At 65.2% G+C, this 20,135-nt stretch carries 22 protein-coding genes and 1 pseudogene; 11 read left to right on the forward strand and 12 right to left on the reverse strand.

The annotated features are described in order from the left end of the window. The first annotated feature begins 176 nt into the window (after positions 1-176). The 3 genes and pseudogenes from ACXMDP_RS03385 to ACXMDP_RS03395 all read left to right on the forward strand — a co-directional run. The gene (locus ACXMDP_RS03385) at positions 177-1,577 is read left to right on the forward strand and encodes a nucleotide sugar dehydrogenase (RefSeq protein ID WP_259729203.1); all 1,401 of its coding nucleotides are present in this window, start codon (positions 177-179) and stop codon (positions 1,575-1,577) included. A gap of 705 nt (positions 1,578-2,282) precedes the next feature. Then, positions 2,283-2,468 carry a type II toxin-antitoxin system VapB family antitoxin gene (locus ACXMDP_RS03390; protein ID WP_259729183.1) on the forward strand — a complete coding sequence of 62 codons (186 nt, stop codon included), beginning with the start codon at positions 2,283-2,285 and terminating at the stop codon, positions 2,466-2,468. Positions 2,469-2,910: 442 nt separating this feature from the next. Next, a pseudogene (locus ACXMDP_RS03395) lies at positions 2,911-3,048 on the forward strand (hypothetical protein); the annotation flags it as partial. A 75-nt stretch (positions 3,049-3,123) separates the two neighbouring features. Here ACXMDP_RS03395 and ACXMDP_RS03400 read toward each other — a convergent pair. The 3 genes from ACXMDP_RS03400 to ACXMDP_RS03410 all read right to left on the reverse strand — a co-directional run bounded on the left by ACXMDP_RS03400 (position 3,124) and on the right by ACXMDP_RS03410 (position 3,991). Next, the gene (locus tag ACXMDP_RS03400) at positions 3,124-3,300 is read right to left on the reverse strand and encodes a hypothetical protein (protein ID WP_399232803.1); all 177 of its coding nucleotides are present in this window, start codon (positions 3,298-3,300) and stop codon (positions 3,124-3,126) included. 125 nt (positions 3,301-3,425) lie between these two features. Next, complete coding sequence (locus ACXMDP_RS03405) at positions 3,426-3,770, reverse strand: type II toxin-antitoxin system PemK/MazF family toxin (protein WP_259729182.1); 345 nt, start codon at positions 3,768-3,770, stop codon at positions 3,426-3,428. Then, entirely contained in the window at positions 3,767-3,991 is a 225-nt protein-coding gene (locus tag ACXMDP_RS03410) for an AbrB/MazE/SpoVT family DNA-binding domain-containing protein (protein WP_259729181.1), read from the reverse strand. Before ACXMDP_RS03410 ends, ACXMDP_RS03405 begins: the two co-directional genes overlap by 4 nt. 423 nt (positions 3,992-4,414) lie before the next feature. Between ACXMDP_RS03410 and ACXMDP_RS03415 the strand changes: the two genes are divergently transcribed. From ACXMDP_RS03415 to ACXMDP_RS03430, 4 genes are all read left to right on the forward strand, one after another. Continuing rightward, positions 4,415-4,600 carry a type II toxin-antitoxin system VapB family antitoxin gene (locus tag ACXMDP_RS03415; RefSeq protein ID WP_259729180.1) on the forward strand — a complete coding sequence of 62 codons (186 nt, stop codon included), beginning with the start codon at positions 4,415-4,417 and terminating at the stop codon, positions 4,598-4,600. Continuing rightward, the gene (locus tag ACXMDP_RS03420) at positions 4,600-5,004 is read left to right on the forward strand and encodes a type II toxin-antitoxin system VapC family toxin (RefSeq protein WP_259729179.1); all 405 of its coding nucleotides are present in this window, start codon (positions 4,600-4,602) and stop codon (positions 5,002-5,004) included. Before ACXMDP_RS03415 ends, ACXMDP_RS03420 begins: the two co-directional genes overlap by 1 nt. Positions 5,005-5,256: 252 nt before the next feature. Continuing rightward, positions 5,257-5,511, forward strand: a complete 255-nt coding sequence (locus ACXMDP_RS03425; protein WP_259729178.1) for a type II toxin-antitoxin system Phd/YefM family antitoxin — start codon at positions 5,257-5,259, stop codon at positions 5,509-5,511. Between the two features lie 8 nt (positions 5,512-5,519). After that, positions 5,520-5,930: a type II toxin-antitoxin system VapC family toxin gene (locus tag ACXMDP_RS03430; RefSeq protein WP_259729177.1), complete on the forward strand. Its 411-nt coding sequence runs from the start codon at positions 5,520-5,522 to the stop codon at positions 5,928-5,930. A gap of 92 nt (positions 5,931-6,022) precedes the next feature. On the opposite strand, the gene ACXMDP_RS03435 is transcribed toward ACXMDP_RS03430, so the two are convergent. The 7 genes from ACXMDP_RS03435 to ACXMDP_RS03465 form a co-directional block, all read right to left on the reverse strand. Next, positions 6,023-6,433, reverse strand: a complete 411-nt coding sequence (locus ACXMDP_RS03435; RefSeq protein WP_259729176.1) for a type II toxin-antitoxin system VapC family toxin — start codon at positions 6,431-6,433, stop codon at positions 6,023-6,025. Beyond that, the gene (locus tag ACXMDP_RS03440; RefSeq protein ID WP_259729175.1) at positions 6,430-6,624 is read right to left on the reverse strand and encodes a type II toxin-antitoxin system VapB family antitoxin; all 195 of its coding nucleotides are present in this window, start codon (positions 6,622-6,624) and stop codon (positions 6,430-6,432) included. Before ACXMDP_RS03440 ends, ACXMDP_RS03435 begins: the two co-directional genes overlap by 4 nt. A gap of 263 nt (positions 6,625-6,887) precedes the next feature. Then, entirely contained in the window at positions 6,888-7,106 is a 219-nt protein-coding gene (locus ACXMDP_RS03445) for a helix-turn-helix domain-containing protein (RefSeq protein WP_259729174.1), read from the reverse strand. Between the two features lie 165 nt (positions 7,107-7,271). Further along, positions 7,272-9,119, reverse strand: a complete 1,848-nt coding sequence (locus ACXMDP_RS03450) for a heparinase II/III domain-containing protein (RefSeq protein WP_457767076.1) — start codon at positions 9,117-9,119, stop codon at positions 7,272-7,274. 54 nt (positions 9,120-9,173) lie between these two features. Further along, positions 9,174-10,229, reverse strand: a complete 1,056-nt coding sequence (locus tag ACXMDP_RS03455; RefSeq protein ID WP_457767077.1) for a hypothetical protein — start codon at positions 10,227-10,229, stop codon at positions 9,174-9,176. Positions 10,230-10,262: 33 nt separating this feature from the next. Further along, entirely contained in the window at positions 10,263-11,576 is a 1,314-nt protein-coding gene (locus ACXMDP_RS03460; RefSeq protein WP_259729171.1) for a glycosyltransferase family 32 protein, read from the reverse strand. A gap of 39 nt (positions 11,577-11,615) precedes the next feature. Next, positions 11,616-12,617, reverse strand: coding sequence for a Hint domain-containing protein (locus tag ACXMDP_RS03465; RefSeq protein WP_457767078.1), 1,002 nt, complete (start codon positions 12,615-12,617; stop codon positions 11,616-11,618). A 238-nt stretch (positions 12,618-12,855) separates the two neighbouring features. Here ACXMDP_RS03465 and ACXMDP_RS03470 point away from each other — a divergent pair, with 238 nt between their 5' ends. From ACXMDP_RS03470 to ACXMDP_RS03485, 4 genes are all read left to right on the forward strand, one after another. Then, positions 12,856-14,127: a tetratricopeptide repeat protein gene (locus ACXMDP_RS03470; protein WP_259729169.1), complete on the forward strand. Its 1,272-nt coding sequence runs from the start codon at positions 12,856-12,858 to the stop codon at positions 14,125-14,127. Positions 14,128-14,285: 158 nt separating this feature from the next. After that, a complete protein-coding gene (locus ACXMDP_RS03475) occupies positions 14,286-15,203 on the forward strand; it encodes a calcium-binding protein (RefSeq protein ID WP_259729168.1) in 918 nt (305 codons plus the stop codon). A gap of 93 nt (positions 15,204-15,296) precedes the next feature. Beyond that, the gene (locus ACXMDP_RS03480) at positions 15,297-17,813 is read left to right on the forward strand and encodes a glycosyltransferase (protein WP_259729167.1); all 2,517 of its coding nucleotides are present in this window, start codon (positions 15,297-15,299) and stop codon (positions 17,811-17,813) included. Next, on the forward strand, positions 17,810-18,613 hold the full coding sequence (locus ACXMDP_RS03485) for a hypothetical protein (protein ID WP_259729166.1): 804 nt from the start codon (positions 17,810-17,812) through the stop codon (positions 18,611-18,613). The genes ACXMDP_RS03480 and ACXMDP_RS03485 overlap by 4 nt, the downstream gene beginning before the upstream one ends. Here the strand turns inward: ACXMDP_RS03485 and ACXMDP_RS03490 are convergent. Together ACXMDP_RS03490 and ACXMDP_RS03495 are read right to left on the reverse strand one after the other, a co-directional pair. Beyond that, positions 18,594-18,800: a hypothetical protein gene (locus tag ACXMDP_RS03490; protein ID WP_259729165.1), complete on the reverse strand. Its 207-nt coding sequence runs from the start codon at positions 18,798-18,800 to the stop codon at positions 18,594-18,596. The genes ACXMDP_RS03485 and ACXMDP_RS03490 overlap by 20 nt on opposite strands. Then, entirely contained in the window at positions 18,800-20,032 is a 1,233-nt protein-coding gene (locus ACXMDP_RS03495) for a sulfotransferase family protein (RefSeq protein ID WP_259729164.1), read from the reverse strand. The genes ACXMDP_RS03490 and ACXMDP_RS03495 overlap by 1 nt, the downstream gene beginning before the upstream one ends. Between the last annotated feature and the right edge of the window lie 103 nt (positions 20,033-20,135).

The following is a 20,135-nucleotide window of genomic DNA, read 5'->3' on the forward strand; positions in this document are numbered from 1 at the left end:
GCTGGCCGCGTTGGTACGGGCGCGCATCAACCCTGAACTTCCGCTCATTGAGAAGCCGCTTCCTGCCGCCGACCCCACCCAGCGCCACGGGAACCGGTAATGCAGCCCATCATTGTGCTGGAGCAGGCTCTGGCGCCCACAATCACTTACTCCAGAGAGGCCCTTGGCCGATGACCATGCCCATTCGCACGATCTGCTGCATCGGCGCCGGTTACGTGGGCGGGCCCACCATGGCTGTGATCGCCGATCGCTGTCCCCAGATCCAGATCACGGTGGTGGATCTCAATGCCGCCCGCATCGCGGCCTGGAACGCTGCCGATCTCTCTTGCCTCCCCGTTTATGAGCCTGGCCTCGATGCTGTGGTGGCCCGTTGCAGGGGCCGCAATCTGCACTTCTCCACCGCTGTGGAGGCGGCCATCGCCAGCGCGGACATGGTGTTTCTCTCGGTGAACACACCCACCAAGAAGCGCGGTGTTGGCGCCGGCCAAGCCAGCGACCTGCGCTGGATCGAAGCCTCCGCGCGTCAGGTGGCGGCTTGCGCCCAGGGGCACACGATTGTGGTGGAAAAGAGCACCCTGCCGGTGCGTACAGCCGCCATCATCACGGCCATCCTTGGCGCCGCTCAGGGCGAAGCCAGCACCAGCGGCGAGCCCAAAACGTTCTCTGTGCTCTCCAATCCCGAGTTCCTTGCCGAAGGCACGGCCATTTCAGATCTCGAACATCCCGATCGCGTGTTGATCGGCGGTGAGGATCCCGCCGCCATCGAGGCGCTCGCGGGCCTCTATGCCCACTGGGTGCCAGCTGAGCGCGTGCTGCGCACCAACCTCTGGAGTTCTGAACTCTCCAAGCTCACGGCCAATGCCTTCCTGGCGCAGCGCATCTCCTCGATCAACTCTATCGCTGCCCTCTGTGAAGCCACCGGTGCCGATGTGCAGGAAGTGGGCCGCGCCATCGGCACCGATTCGCGCATCGGCGCCAAATTTCTCAACGCAGGCCCTGGTTTTGGCGGCAGTTGCTTTCAGAAAGACATCCTCAACCTGGCGTATCTCTGTGACTACTACGGCCTGCATGAAGTGGCCGCCTACTGGCAGCAGGTGGTGGAGATCAACACCTGGCAGCAACACCGCATCGCGCGCCTGGTGGTCAACCGTTTGTTTGGCACGGTATCCGGTAAACGCCTTGCAGTGCTTGGCTTCGCCTTCAAGGCCAATACGAACGACACGCGTGAATCGCCGGCCATTCGCATCTGCCAAGACCTCCTGAACGAAGGCGCTTTTCTGGCCATTCACGACCCCAAAGTCTCGGTCGAGCAGATCTCCTTGAATCTCGGGCAAGAGGAGGCGCAGGGTGCAGAAGGGGTATGGCAACGGGTGTCCACGCCGCTTGATGCTGCCCGTGGTTCCGATGCAGTGCTCATGCTCACCGAGTGGCCTGCTTTCCGGCAGATCGATTGGGTTGCCATCGCAGCGGTGATGCGCCACCCTGCCTGGGTCTTTGATACCCGTGCGATCGCGGAAGCCGCCGCAGTGCGGGCTGCGGGCCTGCGCCTCTGGGTGGTGGGGAAGGGTGAGGGGTAGGGATCTTGCAGTAGAGGCACACCACCAAGGTGGCTTTGCCGCCTCACATACCAAAGCGAGTCAGCCGATCTCCATCCAACGCCAGTCTTCCCATTCGGTCTCCTGCTGCCGGTAACCCTGTGCCCCTGAGCAGAGGCTGAAGGTCTTGCTGCTCCGCCCTGACGCCGTTCCCTCCCCTCGGCGCCAGCACCGGTGCCACACTGCCCAAAGCAACACTCACAAGTCTGTGCCGATCCTTGGGCGCGGTGGCCGCCGCCTCAGCTGGCTTTGGGCACTCCTGATCGGTCTCTCTGTCTTCAAGGGAGCCAGCACGCTGTGGTTGCCCCCGTCGTCACCGCTGCATGAACCCCTCTGCAACCTGATGGGCGGGCTGCCTACCTGCCGTAAGTAACACGCGGGCTAGTGCCGCTACGGTCATGGCAGAGAACGAAGCGCCGCTTTCGTCGGATCCGCCCGATCCGCTTCACCTCCTGCAGCCATGTCGATCTCCTCGACATCCGTTTCCCCGTCAACCAGCAAATCGGCATTCCTTTCCTAGTTGCCGCCGTGGCGGCGCTTCTTGGCGAAGACGAAGTCTTCTCAGACTCTTGCAGGAGTGTGGCGAGGATCAAGCGGTGCTGTGCACTTTTGCGCTGCACCAGGGCCCGTGCTCGGCCCTGGCCTGCAGGGCTACACTGATGGAGCGTTGTCTACACGCTTCCAGCCGTGATCCTGGCCCTGAAAGAGCGTCTGCGGCGCCTGCAGCGCCAGAGCCACACCACAGCGAACAAGCAAGCCGCACTCGTCAACCGGCTCGACCAGATCGCCCTGCGTTGTGCTGGGCGGCCGATCAGCGATCGCCGCAGCGCAGAGGAGATCCTCGGCTACAACGCCACGAGCCTGAGTCTCTGAAAAAAATGCTTCCGTCTTATCAAAAGAGCTGTTAAAAAATGACAATCAAGTGTTGCATAGATTGAGTCACTTGCGAAGTGGTTCGCCTTGGCGATGGCTCGATCATCGCGTCTACTTAGAGGGTGTCTGAATCGCGTTGCATCATCAGGGCCCACCAGTGAAAGGCTTGACCATGCATTGATAGAATGTTATGAGTGAGACCCGCCAAAGCTAGCCAGATATCAATCTCGCTTGCTATGCCTGTATTTCGCCTAGTGGGTTACCGCGGAAAGATGAAGGCGGCGTGTTTTGCGCAGCTCTATAACCCGATCAGTTCACGCCGCAGGGGCCTTCCCCCGGGGCGGCACCAGGCCTTTGGTTTAAGCCCCACGGCGATCCCCTCCAGCGCCAGCCCGTGATCGAGCTGGCCCAGCAGCAGCTGGGCTGGCAGCCCGCCATCCCCCTGGCTGACGGCCTGCAGCGCACCATCTCCTGCATCGTCGCGGGCTACGTCGGCGGACCCACCATGGCGGTCATCGCCGATCGCTGTCCCCACATCCAGGTCACCGGCGTCGATCTCAACGAACGCCGCATCTCCGCTAGGCGGCCATGGCCTTCGAAAGCCGTGGGGCGGCGTTCTCCAGGCAGGGCAGCATCGGCTCACTCACCGCTGCTATCACGCTGGAGGTGGCCTCTGCCATCTCCAGCGGGGCCTACTGCCTTTGAGGGCCATCGCCACCGTTGCCCTCTGGGGAGCGATTTGGTTGGTAACTCTCCCCATCACGGAATAGGCAGAGAGGATGTCATAGAGAGGGCTGAGGCGAAAGGCACCACCGACACTCAGCGACAGCAAAAAATTCTTGGCATGGCCGTCGATGGCGGCTGAATGCGGGCCAGCAGCGTCATCAGCGCAACGATTCCTGGGCCGCCATCACGTTGATCGTTCAATCCAGGCGGCAGCCCGAGCGAGTGATCGGCTCAGGGGCCTGTCGGTAGGAACTTGGCCAACTGGGTTGCCACGCCGACCTGATCGCTAACCCCCAAAGCACCGAGGTTGCCGAGCACCAGTCGCTCATCAAGGGTGAAGAGCTTGAGCCTCACCACACAGTCGTGAGGCAAACCGGCCGCCTTCCGATCCTCAATCGGCCAATCCAGGGGCCAGGAGGATTGGCGCGCCGAGGTGATCATGGCCAGCAACAGGTGGCCGCAGGCCTGCTGAAAGCCAGGCTGCGAGAGCACCAGCGCTGGCCGCCGCTTCTGGGCCTGGCGATCCGTGAACGGAAACGGCACCCGCACCACCGCGAACTGTTCGAAAGCACTCATAGATCGGCAAACGCTTGCTCATCGGCCGGGCTGCTCCATTCGCTCAGCGTTCCCTCCAGCCCACGCAGATAGGCCACATCCAACGGAGCCACAGCCCGCACCCGCACCGCGCCATCCTCCAGCTCCCAGCTGAGCTGATCGCCCTGACGCAAACCCAGGGCGTCTCGCACCGCCTTCGGCACCGTGACCTGCCCCTTGGCAGTGAGTGTCGCGACGTCCATCGCAAGCCCTCGTCCATCTGAACCCAACCTAGGCGGAATGCGTCCTTGCGGTAAGGAGGCCTTGCTCGACCCAGCCCAGTGGCCCCATCAGCTGCAGCCGTTCCTGTATGGCGTGGCTGCAGACTCGACCACAGGGATCGGGGCCTGCTGCCTTTGAGGGCCATCCCCTCGGACCACCGACAAGGCTGATCGATTCATCTACCCGCAGGCTTCTGCGTAGGCGAAGCCTTCTCGAAGAGAAGCAGTGGACTCTGATGGAGGAGTGGCCCTATGTGAGGCCCGGCGCCTCGGCGACCCAGAACGCCTGTTGCCGGTCTACCTGCGGATCGACAACAGCCGAAGGTGCCGCATTGCCCTGGGTTGTCTCAACCCCAACAGTGGCTCGATCAGCTGCTGGCATGAACAACCTGGTGGCCATCCACAGTGATCCTGGCCCTGAAAGAGCGTCTGCGGCGCCTGCAGCGCCAGAGCCATACCACAGCGAACAAGCAAGCCGGCCTCGTCAACCGGCTCGACCAGATCGCCCTGCGTTGTGCTGGGCGGCCGATCAGCGATCGCCGCAGCGCAGAGGAGATCCTCGGCTACGACGCCACGGGCCTGCCCACCTGATGGTGATCGATTCCTCGGCAGTGCTGGCCATCCTGCAGAACGAACCGGAGCGTCACGCCTTCAACGAAGCCATCGCCGCAGCAGAACAGTGCTCTCTCTCTTCTGCTTCCCTGGTAGAGCTCTCCATTGTGATGGAGGCACGCTTTGGTGCTGATGGCCAGGGAGATCTTGATCTGTTTCTAAGCACGGCGCTGATCGAAATCATCAGCCTGGATCGTGAACAGGCTGAACTCGCTCGCCAGGCCTTCAGTCGTTATGGCAAAGGGCGTCATCGGGCCGGGCTCAACTTCGGCGATTGTTTTTCCTATGCCCTGGCCAAGTGGCTCGATCAACCCTTGCTCTTCAAAGGTGACGACTTCTGCCACACCGATCTCCAGCCCGCCACCGCCCGCAACCAGGCCTGATCGATGTCGGCCGCCTCGCCCACCCTCGCCCCTTCTGGGGCGTCGTTATCCCACTCGGCCCTCCTGATTAGTGCCGGTCGATCGAGGAACGGCCTTACGCCGCCATGGCCTTCGAGAGCGGCAGGACAGCCTTCTCAAGGCCTGACAGGATCGGCTCCCTCACCGCCGCTTCAAGATCGCCATACAGCCCCAACCGTGAGCAGGAGCACGTACGATCTAGTCAGATGACTAGTTATCCAGGGAGGAGCAGGGATGGCGATCTGGCCGGTGCAGCACGCCAAGGCACGGTTCAGTGAGCTCCTCGATGCCTGCGTGCGGGAGGGGCCCCAGGTGGTGTCTCGCCGTGGGGCGGAAACCGCCGTGCTCGTGCCGATTGAGGAGTGGCGCCGCCTTGAGGCTGCGGCCCGCCCTTCCCTCAAAGAGCTCTTGCTGGCCCCCTCAGCACGCAGCGAAACCCTGGTGCCGCCCCGGGGGAAGGCACGGCGGCGTGAGCTGATCAGCCTGTAGGTGCTGCGATGTATCTCCTCCACACCAACGTGGTTTCAGAGTTGCGCAAACCACGCCCCCATGGCGCGGTATTGGCTTGGCTCGATGGCGTAGACGACGCCAACCTGCATCTGGCCACGGTGACCCTGGGCGAAATCCAGGCAGGTATTGAGATCACCCGTGAGCAAGACCCTGGCAAAGCCAGCGAGCTCGAAGCCTGGCTGGATCTGGTGAGCCTCAGCTACAACGTTTTGCCGATGGATGGATCAGCCTTTCGCTGCTGGGCCCGGCTGATGCATCGCCAATCCAACACCCTCTATGAAGACGCGATGATCGCCGCCATCGCCAAGGTGAACCACCTCACCGTGGTGACCCGCAATGGGGCAGATTTTCAAACGTTTGAGGTGCCACTACTCAATCCCTTCGAAACAGATCGCTGAAGCTACCGAGCGGACCCTGTCACCCACCCAGCCGTTCACAGGCTGTGCTGATGGAAGAGATCAGGCCATCTCAATCCTGAGGCTCATTCCGCTCACTCCTGATCAGCCTCTCTGTCAACAGGTTGACCGCTCTGGAAGGGGTGCGCTGAATCCGCCAGCCCCTGTTCCTGGGCCAGTGCGGCCAGGCGCCGGTCTAGGGACCACAGGCGGCAATGGCTCAACCTGGCGGACGCCAGCAGGTGAGCATCGACATAGCCGATCCCCCGACCCATCAGCTGGTTGCGCTCGATCAGCAGCAGCACCTCCGCATCACTGGCCACCACTGCCGCTGGCAGGCCCTGCAACAGCTCGAGCACGTCACGACGGTTGCGCAGCTGGCCGCACGCCAGTTCGCCGATCACCCAGGGATGGATCAGTACCTCGCCCTCCTGCAGGAGCGTGTCGAGGCGGGTCAGTCCATGGCGCAGATGCTCCACCCACACGGAGGTGTCGACGAGGATCAAGCGGCGCTCCGGCGACGGGGGATCGGCTCCAGAGCCGGTTCACTGCCGCCAAGTGCGGCCAGGCGTTTCGCGCTTTCCCGCTGCACCAGGGCACGCAGGGCCTCCTTGAGCAAGCCACTGCGTTCCAGGTGGCCGCACAGCTGCTCTGCTCTGGCCAGTAGTTCATCGTCGAGCGTCACTGTGGTGCGCATGGTCCCGCCCATTGCAGGAATCAATCTAAGCGTCATCTGATGTCGCCAGTGATGCGCTCACTCGCCCGGCGGGCCACACGGATACAGCTCTGTCTACGCGCCTCCAGCCGTGGCCATCAACATCCGCAACGCCGAGGCCAAAAGCACATGGCTATGAGCCACGAGCGGATGCTCTAGCCACCGGGATGGGGGCTTTCAGCCGCTTCCTCACCATTGCGCCTGACCACGACGCCACCGACGGCAAGGCTTAGCGCTTTCGCCCATCAGCACGGCAGCTCACGGGGCTGGAGCACCAGTTCGACCCCCAACGCAGCCAGCAGGCGGTAAAGGCTGTGGATCGTGCAGCGCTGGGGGTCGTTCTCCAGGGAGGACACCGTTTTCTGCTGCAGGCCTCCTCGCGCGGCCGCCTCCGCCTGGGAAAGCCCCAGCTCCTTCCGGCGACTGCGCAGCGCAACGCCCAGCTGCGCCGGAAGGCGTACCACGTGCCACAAATCGCATCCCCCACAAGGAATGAATTCAACCCATCCCCTGTGGGGCGTAAATGCAGTTAATCCCCTGCAGGGGATGCGTACGGTCTGTTCGTGCCATTGGCGGCCCCAATTCAGGCCATCGAAGACCGCCAGCTCACTGCCTTTCGGTGTCGAGGCTCAGAGAGTGGTCTGCTCGATCCCATTGGCCACGCCCACATCCACACCATGCTTGAGCTTGGGGCTGATCCTGTAACCCGCTAGCAGCGGTTTGTCTGCTTCGGTGCTGGGCTCAGCAGTGGATGGCGTCCAATACCAGCGGTAGGCGCTTACCTCCTCGCCACGGTTATCCCGAAACCGCACGCACTCCTTGCGCTGCAGCGCGCTGCTCGCCAAGGGCTCAATCCCCAGAGCTTCAGGGTCATCGCTGTCGGTGATCAGCACGCTCTCCAGCTCGATCCCAGCGTTTCCCCACAGCGCGTCCTCCACCTTGAGGCACCCTGCAGCGCAGTCGAGCACGATCGTGCGCAACAACCTCTGATGTCCCGCTGCTGTCGGGTAGGCGCGGGTGAGGTCCAGCTGCACCCGCACCAGGCTGGCGCCGGTCTCCACTGCCAGTAGCTGGGCGGCATAGGCGCGCCCCGCCGCTTGTTCGTGGCCGTTCACGATCGGCACGGAGTGGCCGCTGCTGCGGGTGGCCAGCAGTGTGTAGCGCTTTGGGCCGAAGGTGTCGGCGGTGTATTCCGGTGCTCCCAGTTCAATCGCCAGCCGCTCGCCATCCACATTGAGCAGGAAACTGCCGCAGTCGTTGTGGTTGTGCGGTTCATCGTTGTGGCCCCCCTTCACCGCCAGTTCCCAGCAGCAGCCCTGGCTGTCCAGCCGTCTTACCACCACCAGGCCGGCGTCGCTGTCGATCCAGTCGCCGCACGCCGGTTCCGTGGCCGTGGCCTGCACGTCCGCACTGGGGGCCTCCAGCAGCATGCGTGTAAGATAGAAGAGATCGCAACGCTGATGTTGCACATCGAATCGCCCGTTGAGAGCTTGCTGGTAGAGCCGCACTCCCGCCTGGGTGCACTCCGCTAGATCCAGCCGCCGTCCCAGCAGCATCAGCAAACTCGCTCGGGGCGGCATGCCGAGCCGGCTGTCAGCCACATTCACCATCTGGCCGCCGCGCAGCAGCATCGCCGGCCCGAAGCAGGCGATCGCCCGGGTGCGATCGTCCTGCCCGGACACCAGGCTCTGCTCACCGTCACTCCAACGCTCCAGCTGCTCATTGAGCAGGGCAAACCAGCCGAAGCCGTATTCCCAGTAAGTGATCCCCTCCAGGCAACTGCCCTCAGCACTGAAGCCTTCGAGAAACACCTGCAGATTCCGTTGGCTGGCGTCCACCAATTCCTGCAGCCATGGCGCTTCCGGCGCCAGTGCCAGTGCCGCCCCCAGCAGCCCCTGATGGCACACCGCGTTCCAGTTGCTGGCCTGGGTCGTCCAGAAACTGGCCTCGGGTTTGGCCAGAAATGAGCCCACCATTTCCGCCAGCACCCGCTCACGCATCTGAGCCACCCAGGCCGGCGGCAGCCAGTGGCCGAACAAGCTCACCAGCTCGCCGCAGAGATTGGCCGTTTCTGCGGCGAACAGATCGATCACCCCGGCATCGATCCCGCTCGGATCACGCACGTGGGCCGGCCAGGCCCAGGAGGGCTCAGCCAGCAGCTCCTGAATCGCCGCCAACAGCTGGCCCCACCACGTGCCCCCTGGGTTGACAGTGGCCTCAGGATCCAGCAGCAACCGCACCGCGGCCCGCGCCAGCCGCCGCCGCCGCTCCTGCCACACCCGCTCAAACGGCAGCCGCTCGCCGCTGCGATGCACCTGGCTGTAGAGCTCGGCCGTCAGCAATGGCAATGGCGCGCGGCAGTCAGCCACCTCCAGCGCTTTGAGTTCAGCCACTAGGGCATGGCCGTAGGGGGTGTGGGCGGCAGCCTGCCAACGGGCATCACCCCACGCGGGCAGCAGGGCCTGTGACGACGGCAAAGCCAATGACGATTGAACGGTTGTGAGAGATCCCAATCCTCAGGCCATCAGCCCTCAATAAAAATCCGCCTCCCGCTCCATCTCCTCCGCCAGCAGCGCCGCCAGGTCAAAACCGCGCGCCTGCCAGTAGGCCTGCACCGCCAGTGCCGCATGGTCATTGCCGCCTTTCGGCCCGTTGAAGGCATGCCACAGCGTCTGCTCCTGGGCCAGCGGCTCCGGGCTTGCCGGCGGAAACGCCAGTTCGTCGGTCTTCGCGGCGGCATTCGGCTGCAAAATCACCGCCTGCACCCCCTGGCGTGCCGTCAGCCAGCGCAGCCACAGGTCGTCGTGCGTGGGGGCCAGCGCCAGCGCGGCCTCCAGTTCAAGATCCTCGGGAAACCAGCGGCGCCGGTACAGCACCCCGCTCTGGCCGGTGGGCAGGTTGGCCAGCCGTGGCTCCCGCACGCCGTCGTGCCATTCGCTGTAGGGCCGGAATGGGCCGCCGCTCAACGCTTCGCCCAGTGCCCCTTCCAACAGCCGGATGCGCCGGCCGCGGTGCGCAACCACGCAGCCATGGCGGGCGTGGTTGCGCACCAGATATTCGATGAACCGCGGCGGGTAGAGCGTGTCGTCGTCCACCGTGATGAACAGGTCATCGTCGTTCCCTGCCTCGGCCGCGCCGGAGCTGCTGGCCTGCCCGTAGCCACCGGCCTGCAGGAAGGGCGCGATCTTGCGGTAGGGCCCCAGGTTGGGCACCCAGTGCAGTTGCACCCAGCCATCCGCCGTGAGCTCCCGCAACACCGGCTCGTCGCCGGCCACCCCCTGATCGAGCAGATGCGGCTCGTGCGACAGGTGCAGGTGCACCCGGGCGGGCTGGTAGGTCTGCTGCCGCAGCGAGGCCAGTACCGCCGGCAGGCTGGCCAGTCTGCCGCTGATCGCCGTCAGCGTCACCGGTGGACCCACCACGGCGGGGGGGCGCAGCTGCGGATGGGGGATGTTCAACACCTCCAGTGCCGCCGCCAGGTTGAGCCGCACCACCTGCAACGCCGCCGCTTGCTCTTCGGCGTGGCTGGCCCCGTGGTCGCGGGTCTGCCCGGAGGCCTGCTGGGTCATCGCGCTGGCCCCCGGCACGGCACAACGCCAGCCTATGGGAGCTCTCCAGCCCTAGCAGGCCTGGCGTTCCTCAGGCGCAGCCTCACCCTGCTCCAGCCAGCGGCGGGCCTGCCGGCGCCGTCGGTGGTGGAACAGCTGCGTCACCGGTTCCTCTTCCGGCAGCCCCACCGGCCGGGGCAGCGCCACCCCCAGCGCCAGCTGGCGGCGCAGCGATGGCAGCGGCACCAACTGCAGGCCTGCCGGCAGCGCCCCCTGGGCCAGTGTCGGCGCGGCCCAGCGGGCGAAAACCCCGCTCAGCAGGCAGGCGCCGGTGAGGTCCCAGCGGCTGTAGGCCTGCCCGTCGAGCGCCTGGAGGCAGGCCTGCTCCAGTGCCGCCCCTACCCACGGATGCTGCGGCGCGGCAGCCACCAGCTCCAGGCTGATGCCCAGATCATCGTCTTGGCAGAGCAGCAGCTCCGCCCCATCAAGCAGCGGCGTGAGCGGTTGCAGTGGGCGCGTGTTCCACTCCGGTGCCACGCCGCCATGCAGCCACAGCATCGCCAGCCGCAGCAGATCGCCCCGTACCGCCGGGTCGTTCACGCCGTGGCAGGCCGCCCGAACCAACGGCGGCACCTCAACCTGCGCCGCTTCCTCCACAGCGTTGTGATCCAGCCATGCCAGCTCCCAGTCCGGCAGTTGCTGGCGCCAGTGGCCTTCCAGCGCCTCCAGTTCGGCGTTGCTGCCCGGGTAGCGGCGCAGCAGCCAGAGCTTGGCGGGGATCCTGCCGGCCGTTGCTGGCAATGGCGGTGCGGCCTCCTCCATCAGTACGTGCCGCAGCCGCTGCTGCAGCACAAAGGCCACCGCGGTGGCCTGGGGATGGCGCTGCACCAGCGCCGCCAGTTGACGCACCGCCGTGGCAGGGTCGTGGTCCTGCTGCTCCAGCGCCCGCAGCGCGCGCAGGGCCTGTTGGTCGGCCGCCAGCTCCAGCCGCCACTGGCGCAGCGGTTCGCTCTTCACCTGGGCGTGGTCGTCGGGGTGGTTGCTGGCGGCCAGCAGTTGCCGCAGCCGTTCCCGCAACTGCCCCGCTGCTTCCAGATCGGCCTGCAGATAGGCGAGCCGCTCTGCCCGCTCCAGTGCCCGGCGGCGCAATGGCGTGAGCTGCTCGGCAACACTCAACGCATCGATCGTGCGCAACAGCCCCATCGCCACCGTGAGGCGGCCCCGCCGTTGGGCCAGCTCCGCCGCCTGCCAGAGCTTGCCGAGCGGATCGGCGCCCTCGGCCGCCGGTAGGGCGCAGTAACGCGCCAGCAGGGCGTCTGCCTCCGGCAGCAGCTTCGCCGACGCTTGCTGCAGATCGTTCAGCAGCGCGGCTTGATCGCCTACCACAGGGTCACCACAACGCCATGGATAGCGATCGATCAGGGCTTAGCGCAGGGCCAGTGCCTTCTCTGAACGGCTGGGAGCACCAGCGACCAACCGCTGGCGGATCTCCACAGGCAGCTGGCGTGCGAACGGAATCCGCGGCAGCGCCAGCTCCACCATCGCCGCGCCGTTGCCATACAGCGCCTGATAAGCGGAGAAGTTGTCCCAGCTCTCACGGCTGAACTGATTGCCGCGCGCCGTTGCGAAATAGGTTTCGCACAGCAGGCCGTTGGCCCACACCAGTGCGTGGCGCTCCAGCTCAATCGAGTAGTACGTCACCGTGCCGGCATGCCACTGCTCAAGTTGGCGGATCGTGCGGCCATTGATCAGCCCTTGAGCTTCCACCAGGCACCCTTCAATCAAGAAGGCGTGGCTGGGGGTGCAATGAATCGCTTGCTCCGGCCCCATACTCCCCAACGCTCCGGCTTCGATGAAGATCGGCATGCGGCCAGTGGAGCGCAATTGCCACAGCGTGCGGGTGGTTTGCCCTACAAAGCGCACGGCATGAGTGCCCGATGGCGTAAGCACCTCATCGCCCACCTCCAAGGCCGCTACATCCTTGCTGCTGCCATCCGCAAGCCGCACACTTGCGCCCTCAACGAGGCACAGAACCAGAGGCTCTGTCGATGAAGATGTCTTGTATTCAACTTTGAATTGTACGAGTTCGTCGTTCGTAGCAAGAACATAGGTGCGACCAGGATCCAGGCCTTCAGGTGCGCCTTTAGAGGGTTTGCCGCCTTCGGAGCCAGGCACATCGAGCACAAAAATAGGATAGCCTTCATAGGAATATCCTGTATAAGTATAGCTTTCCTTCCCGTCGCTGGGAGTCACCGTCTCTCCAATGGTGAGTTTGCCATTATTAGATTCTTTTGGCTCATCAAGCTGGATCTCTTTTCCCAGTCTGGATTCTACCGTGAACGAATCTCCACTCTCATTAGTGAAGTTGATCTGGTAGAAAAAGCTGTACGTCTCTTGAATTTCTTTAGTTTCTTTAGTCTTTGCCATAATGTCAAAGTTAGATTTCGCAAAGCTACCCGGCCTCCAAGTTCCCGCAAGAATTCTTTAAAAAAGTTAACCTAAGTTGACTTCGTTGATGTTCCGTGCTACTGGCTGGCTATTGGTTTTGCTGTCTTGTTCGGCTCGCTCCTCCCGTTGATGGCGCGCCTGGCCCCCGATCGGCGGTGTCAGCTGCGCCGATCGGGGGCCAATGCCAGCCCGGCTGCTGGCCCCTAGGGTTTTCAGCATGCTTGAGCTCGAGCACTTGCTCCACCGCCTCGATCAGGCGGTTGCGGCCCCCCAGGCTGGCCAGGGCAACGCACAGCCCATCGATCAGCCACCTGATCAGGCCCCCGATCCGCTCAGCGAGGTCTGTGAACAGGTGGCGGATGTCCTGCTTGGGCTGGGCCTCACCGCCTACGCCGCCCGCTGGCGCACCTGGGCCCTGCTGCCACCGCCTCCACCCCAGCTTGCTGCGGCCATCGCCGAGGTCCGCCAGGAGCTGGTGCGCTTTGGGCCTGAACCGGATGGGCAGCTTCCGGTCGATCCCGTGGCGGCGGCCCGCCAGGTGCTGGCGCTGCAGCTCAAGTTACCCGCGGCCTCACAGGTGGCGGCCTGGGCTCGGGCCCTGCTGGCGGCAGGCGATGGTGCTGCCGCCGTGGAGTTGTTGCAGCGGCAGGCCGTGGCCGGTGGCCTCCAGCCGGATCACTGCAACGCCATCGCCTCCGCCTTGCTGCAGTTGGAGCAGTGGTGGGAAGCCGAGCGCTGGCTCTGCACCAGCCTCAGCAAGCAGCGCAACCAGCCGCGGCCCTGGTTTCTGCTGGCCCGCCTGTTGTTGCAGCAGGGCGTGCTCGATGAGGCCTTCGAAGCGGTGCAGCAGGGCCTCGCCCGTGATCCCACCAGCGATTGGGGGCGCAACCTGCGCGCCCGCATCCTGCTGGCCGGGGGCAGCTGGCGCAGCTACGACCTGCTCACAGCCGACCCCCAGGGGCTGCCGAGCGATCCGGCGCTTCGGCAGGATCTGCAGGACAACGCCCAGCGCCAGCGCCTGAACCACCGCACGGCGGCGGACGCACCGACGGCCGATCTGCCCCTGGGCGAGCGGCTGCGGTTGCGCCACCTGTTCCCGCGCGATGGCTTGGTGGTGGTGTTGCACGGCCATCCCACCGGCGCCCTGCACTGGTGCCTGGCCCAGGAACTGTTGCCCGAGGGCCTTGAGGTGCAACCGGTGGCGAGCCGTGAGCCCCTGTTGATGGCGGAGGCACTGGCAACGGCGGGTCTGCGCAGCCGCAGCGAACAATCCTCCCCTCTGCTGCGCCAACTGGCTGCTGACGCAAACCAAGCCGTGGCGCTGCTGGTGATCCAGCGGCCCAGCGGCAGCAAGTTCCCTACAGCCCTGGGCCTCCTCTGGCCGAAGGTGGCCCATCTGCTCACGCCCGTGGGGCTGGTGGAGCCGCCGGGCTTCAGCGCTGTGGCCTCCCTGGGCGGCTGGCAGCTGCTCGCTTCAAGCCAGTTGTGACTGAACCTATACGAGCGTGGAGCATGTCCAGCACATGCTTTTGATTCTCAAGTGCAATCCTTAATACCATTTCCGGATCAAAAAAGTTGTAAGCGATACAGCTATCGGCATGTGCGCATGGCGTAAGATGTACCTATCGAGTTGGTCCGTTCCTAGCCATGTCCTTCATTGCGCCTCCTCCCTCAAGCATCTTTGGCACGAGGCCGCTCGATGAAGAGGGAGGGGGAATACTCCCCTTGGAGCCAGTCAATCCAGACACTATTGATGATTTTGTCGGGGAGCGCACCCTGGTTGACGGAACCAACGGCCCTGTTGAAGTTGGTGGTGTTGGCGCAACGTGGGCGACCATCCCAGTTCCCACCGGCGAAACGAACGAAATTCTTCTGACGGGCGAGAGCAATACCCTCATCCTTGGTGCCGGCGCCACCAATGTGCAGGTGCAGGGCAGCGGCAACATTGTTGAAGCTCGGCAGGAAATTGGTGTGATTGACAGCCCCAAGGTGATCAGCCTTGGCGATTTCGGCGCTGGCAGCGATTCCAATAACCCCAACGTCAAGGTTGATCTGAACAAGACCACTGCCGGCAACGAGATCGGCACGACAACCTCCATCCTTGACGCGGCTGGTGGTGGCCAGCTCGGCACCGACTTCCAGAACTACGCCCACGGCGGCACCGGCAACGACACCATCTACGGCGGCAGCGGCTCCGACTTCATCCGCGGCGGCTCCGGTGATGACCAGCTCTACGGCTTCGGTGGCAACGATCTCGTCCGCGGTGGTTCAGGGTCTGACTTCGTCAGCTTGGGTATCGGTGGCAACGACACCCTCTATTACACCTCCGATCAGCTCGGCGGCGGCGACGTCGACACCGTCAGCGACTTTACCTTTAGCGACGACAGGCTGGCCTTCGACGCTTCTGCTGTTGGTGCTGTTGGTCCTATTGATGAATCCGACTTCAGCGCATTCGCTGGCTTCAACACCTCCACCCTTTCGGTCACCGTCGACGGCAACACCACTCAAGTGGTGGCTGGCAACGGCTATCTCTGGCAGCAGGACGACATTCTCTTCGTGGTTTGATAGCCGAATCAGCCGGTTTGCGGCCCTTTGGTTAGCCCTCCCTCAGCCCGCTGGTTTTCCCTTGAGATCCGGGCAGCTGCACCCACTTTTGGCTTGCCGCTGCAGCTCAGCTTCAACCTGAACGACGGCAGCAAGGCGCAGCATCACGTGCGTCTTGCTGAGGCTTCCTGTTCGGGGATGGTGGTGCTGCCGTTGGCGGATCAGCCCCTCGGGGTGCAAGCCGTTGTGCCGGATCGGCCTGGCTCACCGCTTCAGGTGTCCTGGCGCCCCATCACGCCGCGGCTGGCAGGCCTCGCCATGGCCCGCCAGCTCTGTGCCGAGGATCCGGCCACCCTCTTTCACGATTGCCTTGAACTCCACCGCCAGCTGGAGCCCCTGCCTCCCAGCCAGGCGCTCACCCGCCTCTGGCAGCGCTACGCCTGCTGGCTCGCCGAGCGGCCCCGTCCCGTGCTGGCGCCGCACCCCCTGGAAGGCCGGCCCTTCGCCGATGGTCGCTTCCAGCCGCCCGCCGCTGAAGCCAGCGTGGCCCGCCTTCGCACCCTCTGGCCGCTGCTGTTGCAACGGCTCAAGCCCGCTCCCACCGTGAGTGTGGTGCTGCCGCTGTTCGGCCAGGAGGCCGTCACCCTGCGCTGCCTCGAAAGCCTGGTGCAGGAGCAGCTGCGCCGGCCCGATCCACCGGCCAACCTCGAGATCCTCCTCCTCGACGACGCCTCCCCCGCCGGTTCCATCGATCAGCTGGTCGCCCTGGTGGCCGAACTCGACAGCAAGCACCTGCGCATGCTGCGCCAGCCCGACAACCTCGGCTATCTGCGCACCTGCAACAGCGGTGCCGCCAACGCCACCGGCGAACTGCTCTGCTTTCTCAACAACGACACCGTTGTGACCTCCGGCTGGTTGGACGAACTGATCGGCAGCCTGGAAGGCTTTCCCGATGCTGGCCTGGTGGGCCCCATGCTGCTCTACCCGGATGGCCGGCTGCAGGAAGCCGGTGGCATCGTCTGGCGGGATGGCAGCGCCTGGAACTACGGCCGCGATGGCGATCCCACCGACCCCTCCTACGGCTTCTGCCGCGACGTCGACTACGTGTCCGGTGCCTGCCTGTTGATGCGCACCGAGCTGTTTCGCCGCATCGGCGGCTTCGACAGCCGCTATGCCCCCGCCTACTACGAGGACACCGACCTGGCCATGGCGGTGCGGGATCTCGGCTACCGCGTGCTCATGCAGCCCCTTGCCCGCGTGATCCACTACGAAGGCCTCTCCAGTGGCCGCGACCACGACAGTGGCCCCAAGCGCTTTCAGGAACGCAACGCCCGCTTGTTCCGCAGCAAGTGGGAACGGCGCCTGCAGAGCCATGCCGAAAACGGCACGGCCGTCTGGCACGAACGCAACCGCGGCCGGGTGGGCCGCATCCTGGTGATGGAGGCCAGCCTGCCCACGCCCGATCGCGACGCCGGCTCCCTCTACATCCTTCACCTGCTCACCGATCTGCTCGCCCTCGGCTGGGATGTGAGCTATCTCCCCACCGACAACCTGCTCTGGCAGCCCGACTACGGCACCCCACTCCAGCGCCTTGGTGTGGAAGTGCTGGTGCACCCCTGGGTGCCCTCCGTAACCCAGCTGCTCGAAGAACGCGGCGATCACTATGAGGCGATCCTGATCGCCCGGCCCGAAGTGGCCGACCGCTGGCTGGAAGCCATCAAGACCCACGCTCCGCTGGCGCGCCTCCTCTACTACACCCACGATCTGCACCACCTGCGCATGGAGCGGCAGCTCGCCGTGCAGCCCGAGGCGATCAGTCGCGAAGCGATCGATCGCATGCGCGCCTGCGAGAAGCGCATCCTCGACATCGTCGATGCCGTGCTCTACCTCAGCGAAGAGGAGCGCCGTCAGGCCGTGGAGCGGCTCAGCCCCCGTGCCGCCGGCTTCGTGCTGCCGCCCCGTGTGCGCCGTGAAGCCCTGCCCAGCTCCTTTCACGAGCGGCAGGGGGTGCTGTTTCTCGGTGGCTTTGGCCACCCCCCCAACGCCGATGCCGTGCTCTGGTACGTGCAGGAGGTGCTGCCCGTGTTGCGTCACCTGGCTGGTGATGCCGCCGTGCCCCATTTCCATGTGGTGGGCGCCAATCCCCCCGCCGCCATTCAGGCCCTCGCCGGCGAGGGTGTCACGGTGCATGGCTATGTGGCCGATCTGGGGCCCCTGCTCAGCCGCCTGAGGGTGTGCGTGGCGCCCCTGCGTTTTGGTGCCGGCGTGAAGGGCAAGATGCTCACCGCCATGGCAGCAGGCTTGCCGCTGGTGGCCACCGGTGTGGCGGCCGAGGGGCTGGGGCTGCGCCATGGCCTCACGGCCCTGCTGGCCGAGGATGCCGAGGCCTTCGCGAGCGATGTGCTGGCTCTGCATTCCTCCGCCGAGCTGTGGGAGCGCCAGGTGGAGGCAGCCACCGCCCACCTCGAAGCCGGCTGGGGCGCCGACGTGGTGCGTGAACACCTGGCGGAGGCCTTGCGCGCTGTGGGCCTGCCTGTGGCTCCGGTGCCCAGGCCTCTGCCGGAGGACCACTGGCCGCTCCCCCTGGGCGCCGGTCCTGAAGGCCTGCTCAGCTTCTACAACCTCCAATGAACCCTGGCGCACAGGCGGGTGTATGGATCCCGCTCGATCAACTGCTCGCGCTGCCACTGCCGGCCGAGCCCCTCGCCAGCCTCTGGCGCGAGCTGCTGCGTGGCCTGCCCGCCGCCGCTGTTCGCGAACGCGAGGCCCTCGAGCAGGCCCTGCAGGCCCATGAGCTGCGCCGTGTTGAAGCCCTCTGCGAGGCCGGGGAGATCGATGCCGGGCTCAGCCGGCTCGAAGCCCTTGCCGCTGGCCTCGATCCCACCGCCCTGGCGGCCCTGCTCCATCGCCTGATGCCCGGCCTGCATCACCGCCTGGTCCGGGAGGTCGGCCCCAAACCAGCGCCGGAGGTCCTGGCCGACCCGCAGAGAACGGAACGGCTCTGGCTGGCGGATCAGTGGATGCGGCGTCTGGAGGCTCTGCCCAGCGACAACACACACCAGCAGCAGGTGATGGCGGAGCAGATCTGCCGCCACGCGGTGCTTGCCTGGCTGGTCCAGCCAGGTGCTGCCGCCAGCGGGCGGGCGATCAGCTTGCTGCAACGCCTGCTGCAGCTTGAACCCAAGTCCCGCAACTGGGCGCTGCCGGCCATCCGCGAGCGCTTGCTTCAAGGCGTGCAGGCGTTGAACCACCCAGAGTCGCTCGCCGATCCCCAGCATCTCGGCGTGTTGCTGGAAGCCTGCGCTGCCATGGGAGCCGATCCCCAGCTGCCGGAGCCCTCCAGGCAGGCGCTGGAGCTGGCAGTGTTCCGGGGCCGTGCCGCCCTCGATGTGTGGCAGAACCTGGAACGCCTCAGCGCCCCAGTTCCTTGACGGCCTGCTGCATCTGCTGCAGCACACATCCCTGCAGCACGGTTTCCAGCTGCTCGCTCGCTGCACCATCGCGCTCCGCCTGCATCAGCGCCAGTGCCGCCTGCTGGCGCAGCACCTGGCCCTGAAGGTCGGGGGTGAGGCTGCTCAGATGCTCACGGGCCTGCGCGATCCATTGTTCTGCCGGCATCAGCTCCCCGCGCCAATCGCCCCCAGCTTGCCCTCAGCTCCAAGGATGGTCCACTGGTCACGGGGCTTGAGCCGCACGTCGGGTCGCTGCTGGCGCAGGGCGTCGCAGCGCTCCGCAAAGGATGCCAACCGGCCGTTGAGATCGGGGATGGCCGCCAGGCGGGCATCGAGCCGGGCTGTGGCTCTGCGATAGAGGTTCGCGTCCAGTTCCGTGATCTCCAGCAGCCGCTCTGAAGGTGCTGAGGTGGTGTCGCCGTCGCCGTTGATGCCCTCGGTGGTGTTCATCCGCTGGGGATAGGCCAGATCGAGCGGGCAGCCGAGCTGCTCCAGCGCGTGCTCCAGCGCCACGATGGATTCGTCGTAGCGCTCCACCAGCCCCACGAACAGATCCTGCCGCTCCAGATCGATCAGCTCCGGCCGTGCTGCCCAGCCCTGTTGCAGCCTCCAGTTGTCTGGGTCTTGCGGGGAGAGGTGGCGCGTCTGGAAGTTGGCCAGCAGACCGCGACAGAACTGCTCGATGTAGTCCCGGAAGGGCATGGCGGCGATGGTGCCCTGCCGGTGCAGCTGAAAGCGGTATGCCGAGGCGAGCCGGGCCAGTGGATCCCGCAGAAACGCCACCTTGAGTCGCGCCAGGGCCCCCGGCGGCGGAAGCGTGATCAGGTGGGAGGTGATCAGCCGGGGGTGTGCAGGGACCGTGGCGAAGTGATCGCGCACCCGTTCCCAGGCCAGCCGCTGGTTCGAGGCCTCCGATTCCACATAGGCCACGCCGCCCTTGCTGGCATGCTCCAGCGACCAGATGAACGTGGATCCGGCACACTTGAAGCCGTGCAGGTGCAGCACATCCGCCAGTGATCCGCCCGCTGTTCGAACAGCTTGCTCGCAGATGCGGATCAGATCGGCACGCATCGCCGCCAACCAGGCAATCGGCTCAAGATGGAGTTCCTCCAGCCGGGCCAACAGCTTCAGCCCATCACGGGCCATCGCGGTGGCCTGCGGATCGACGAGCGCCTGGCGGTGGATCCAGATGGCACCATTGCGGCAGCACTGTTCCTCATGCACAAAGACCCAATCGGGCTGCACGGGGTTCTCTTGCCTCAGTGCCTGGAAGATTCGCGCCCCCTCCAGCGCATGGGTGACGGCGGCGGCGCTATCGCTTTCACCGATCTCCAGCATGCGGCGATGCGCGGCCAGCCCCAACTCCACGGACACATCGGCCGCTGGGGGTGAAGGCATGGCCACAGGGGGATCCGCCTCAGATTCAGGCTGGCCTCTCAACAAGGAACGACTCCAGAGCGAGAGGTTTCAAGCCCGTGCAAAATCACAATGTTCGAATCAA

This window comes from Cyanobium sp. ULC065, from assembly GCF_977927515.1.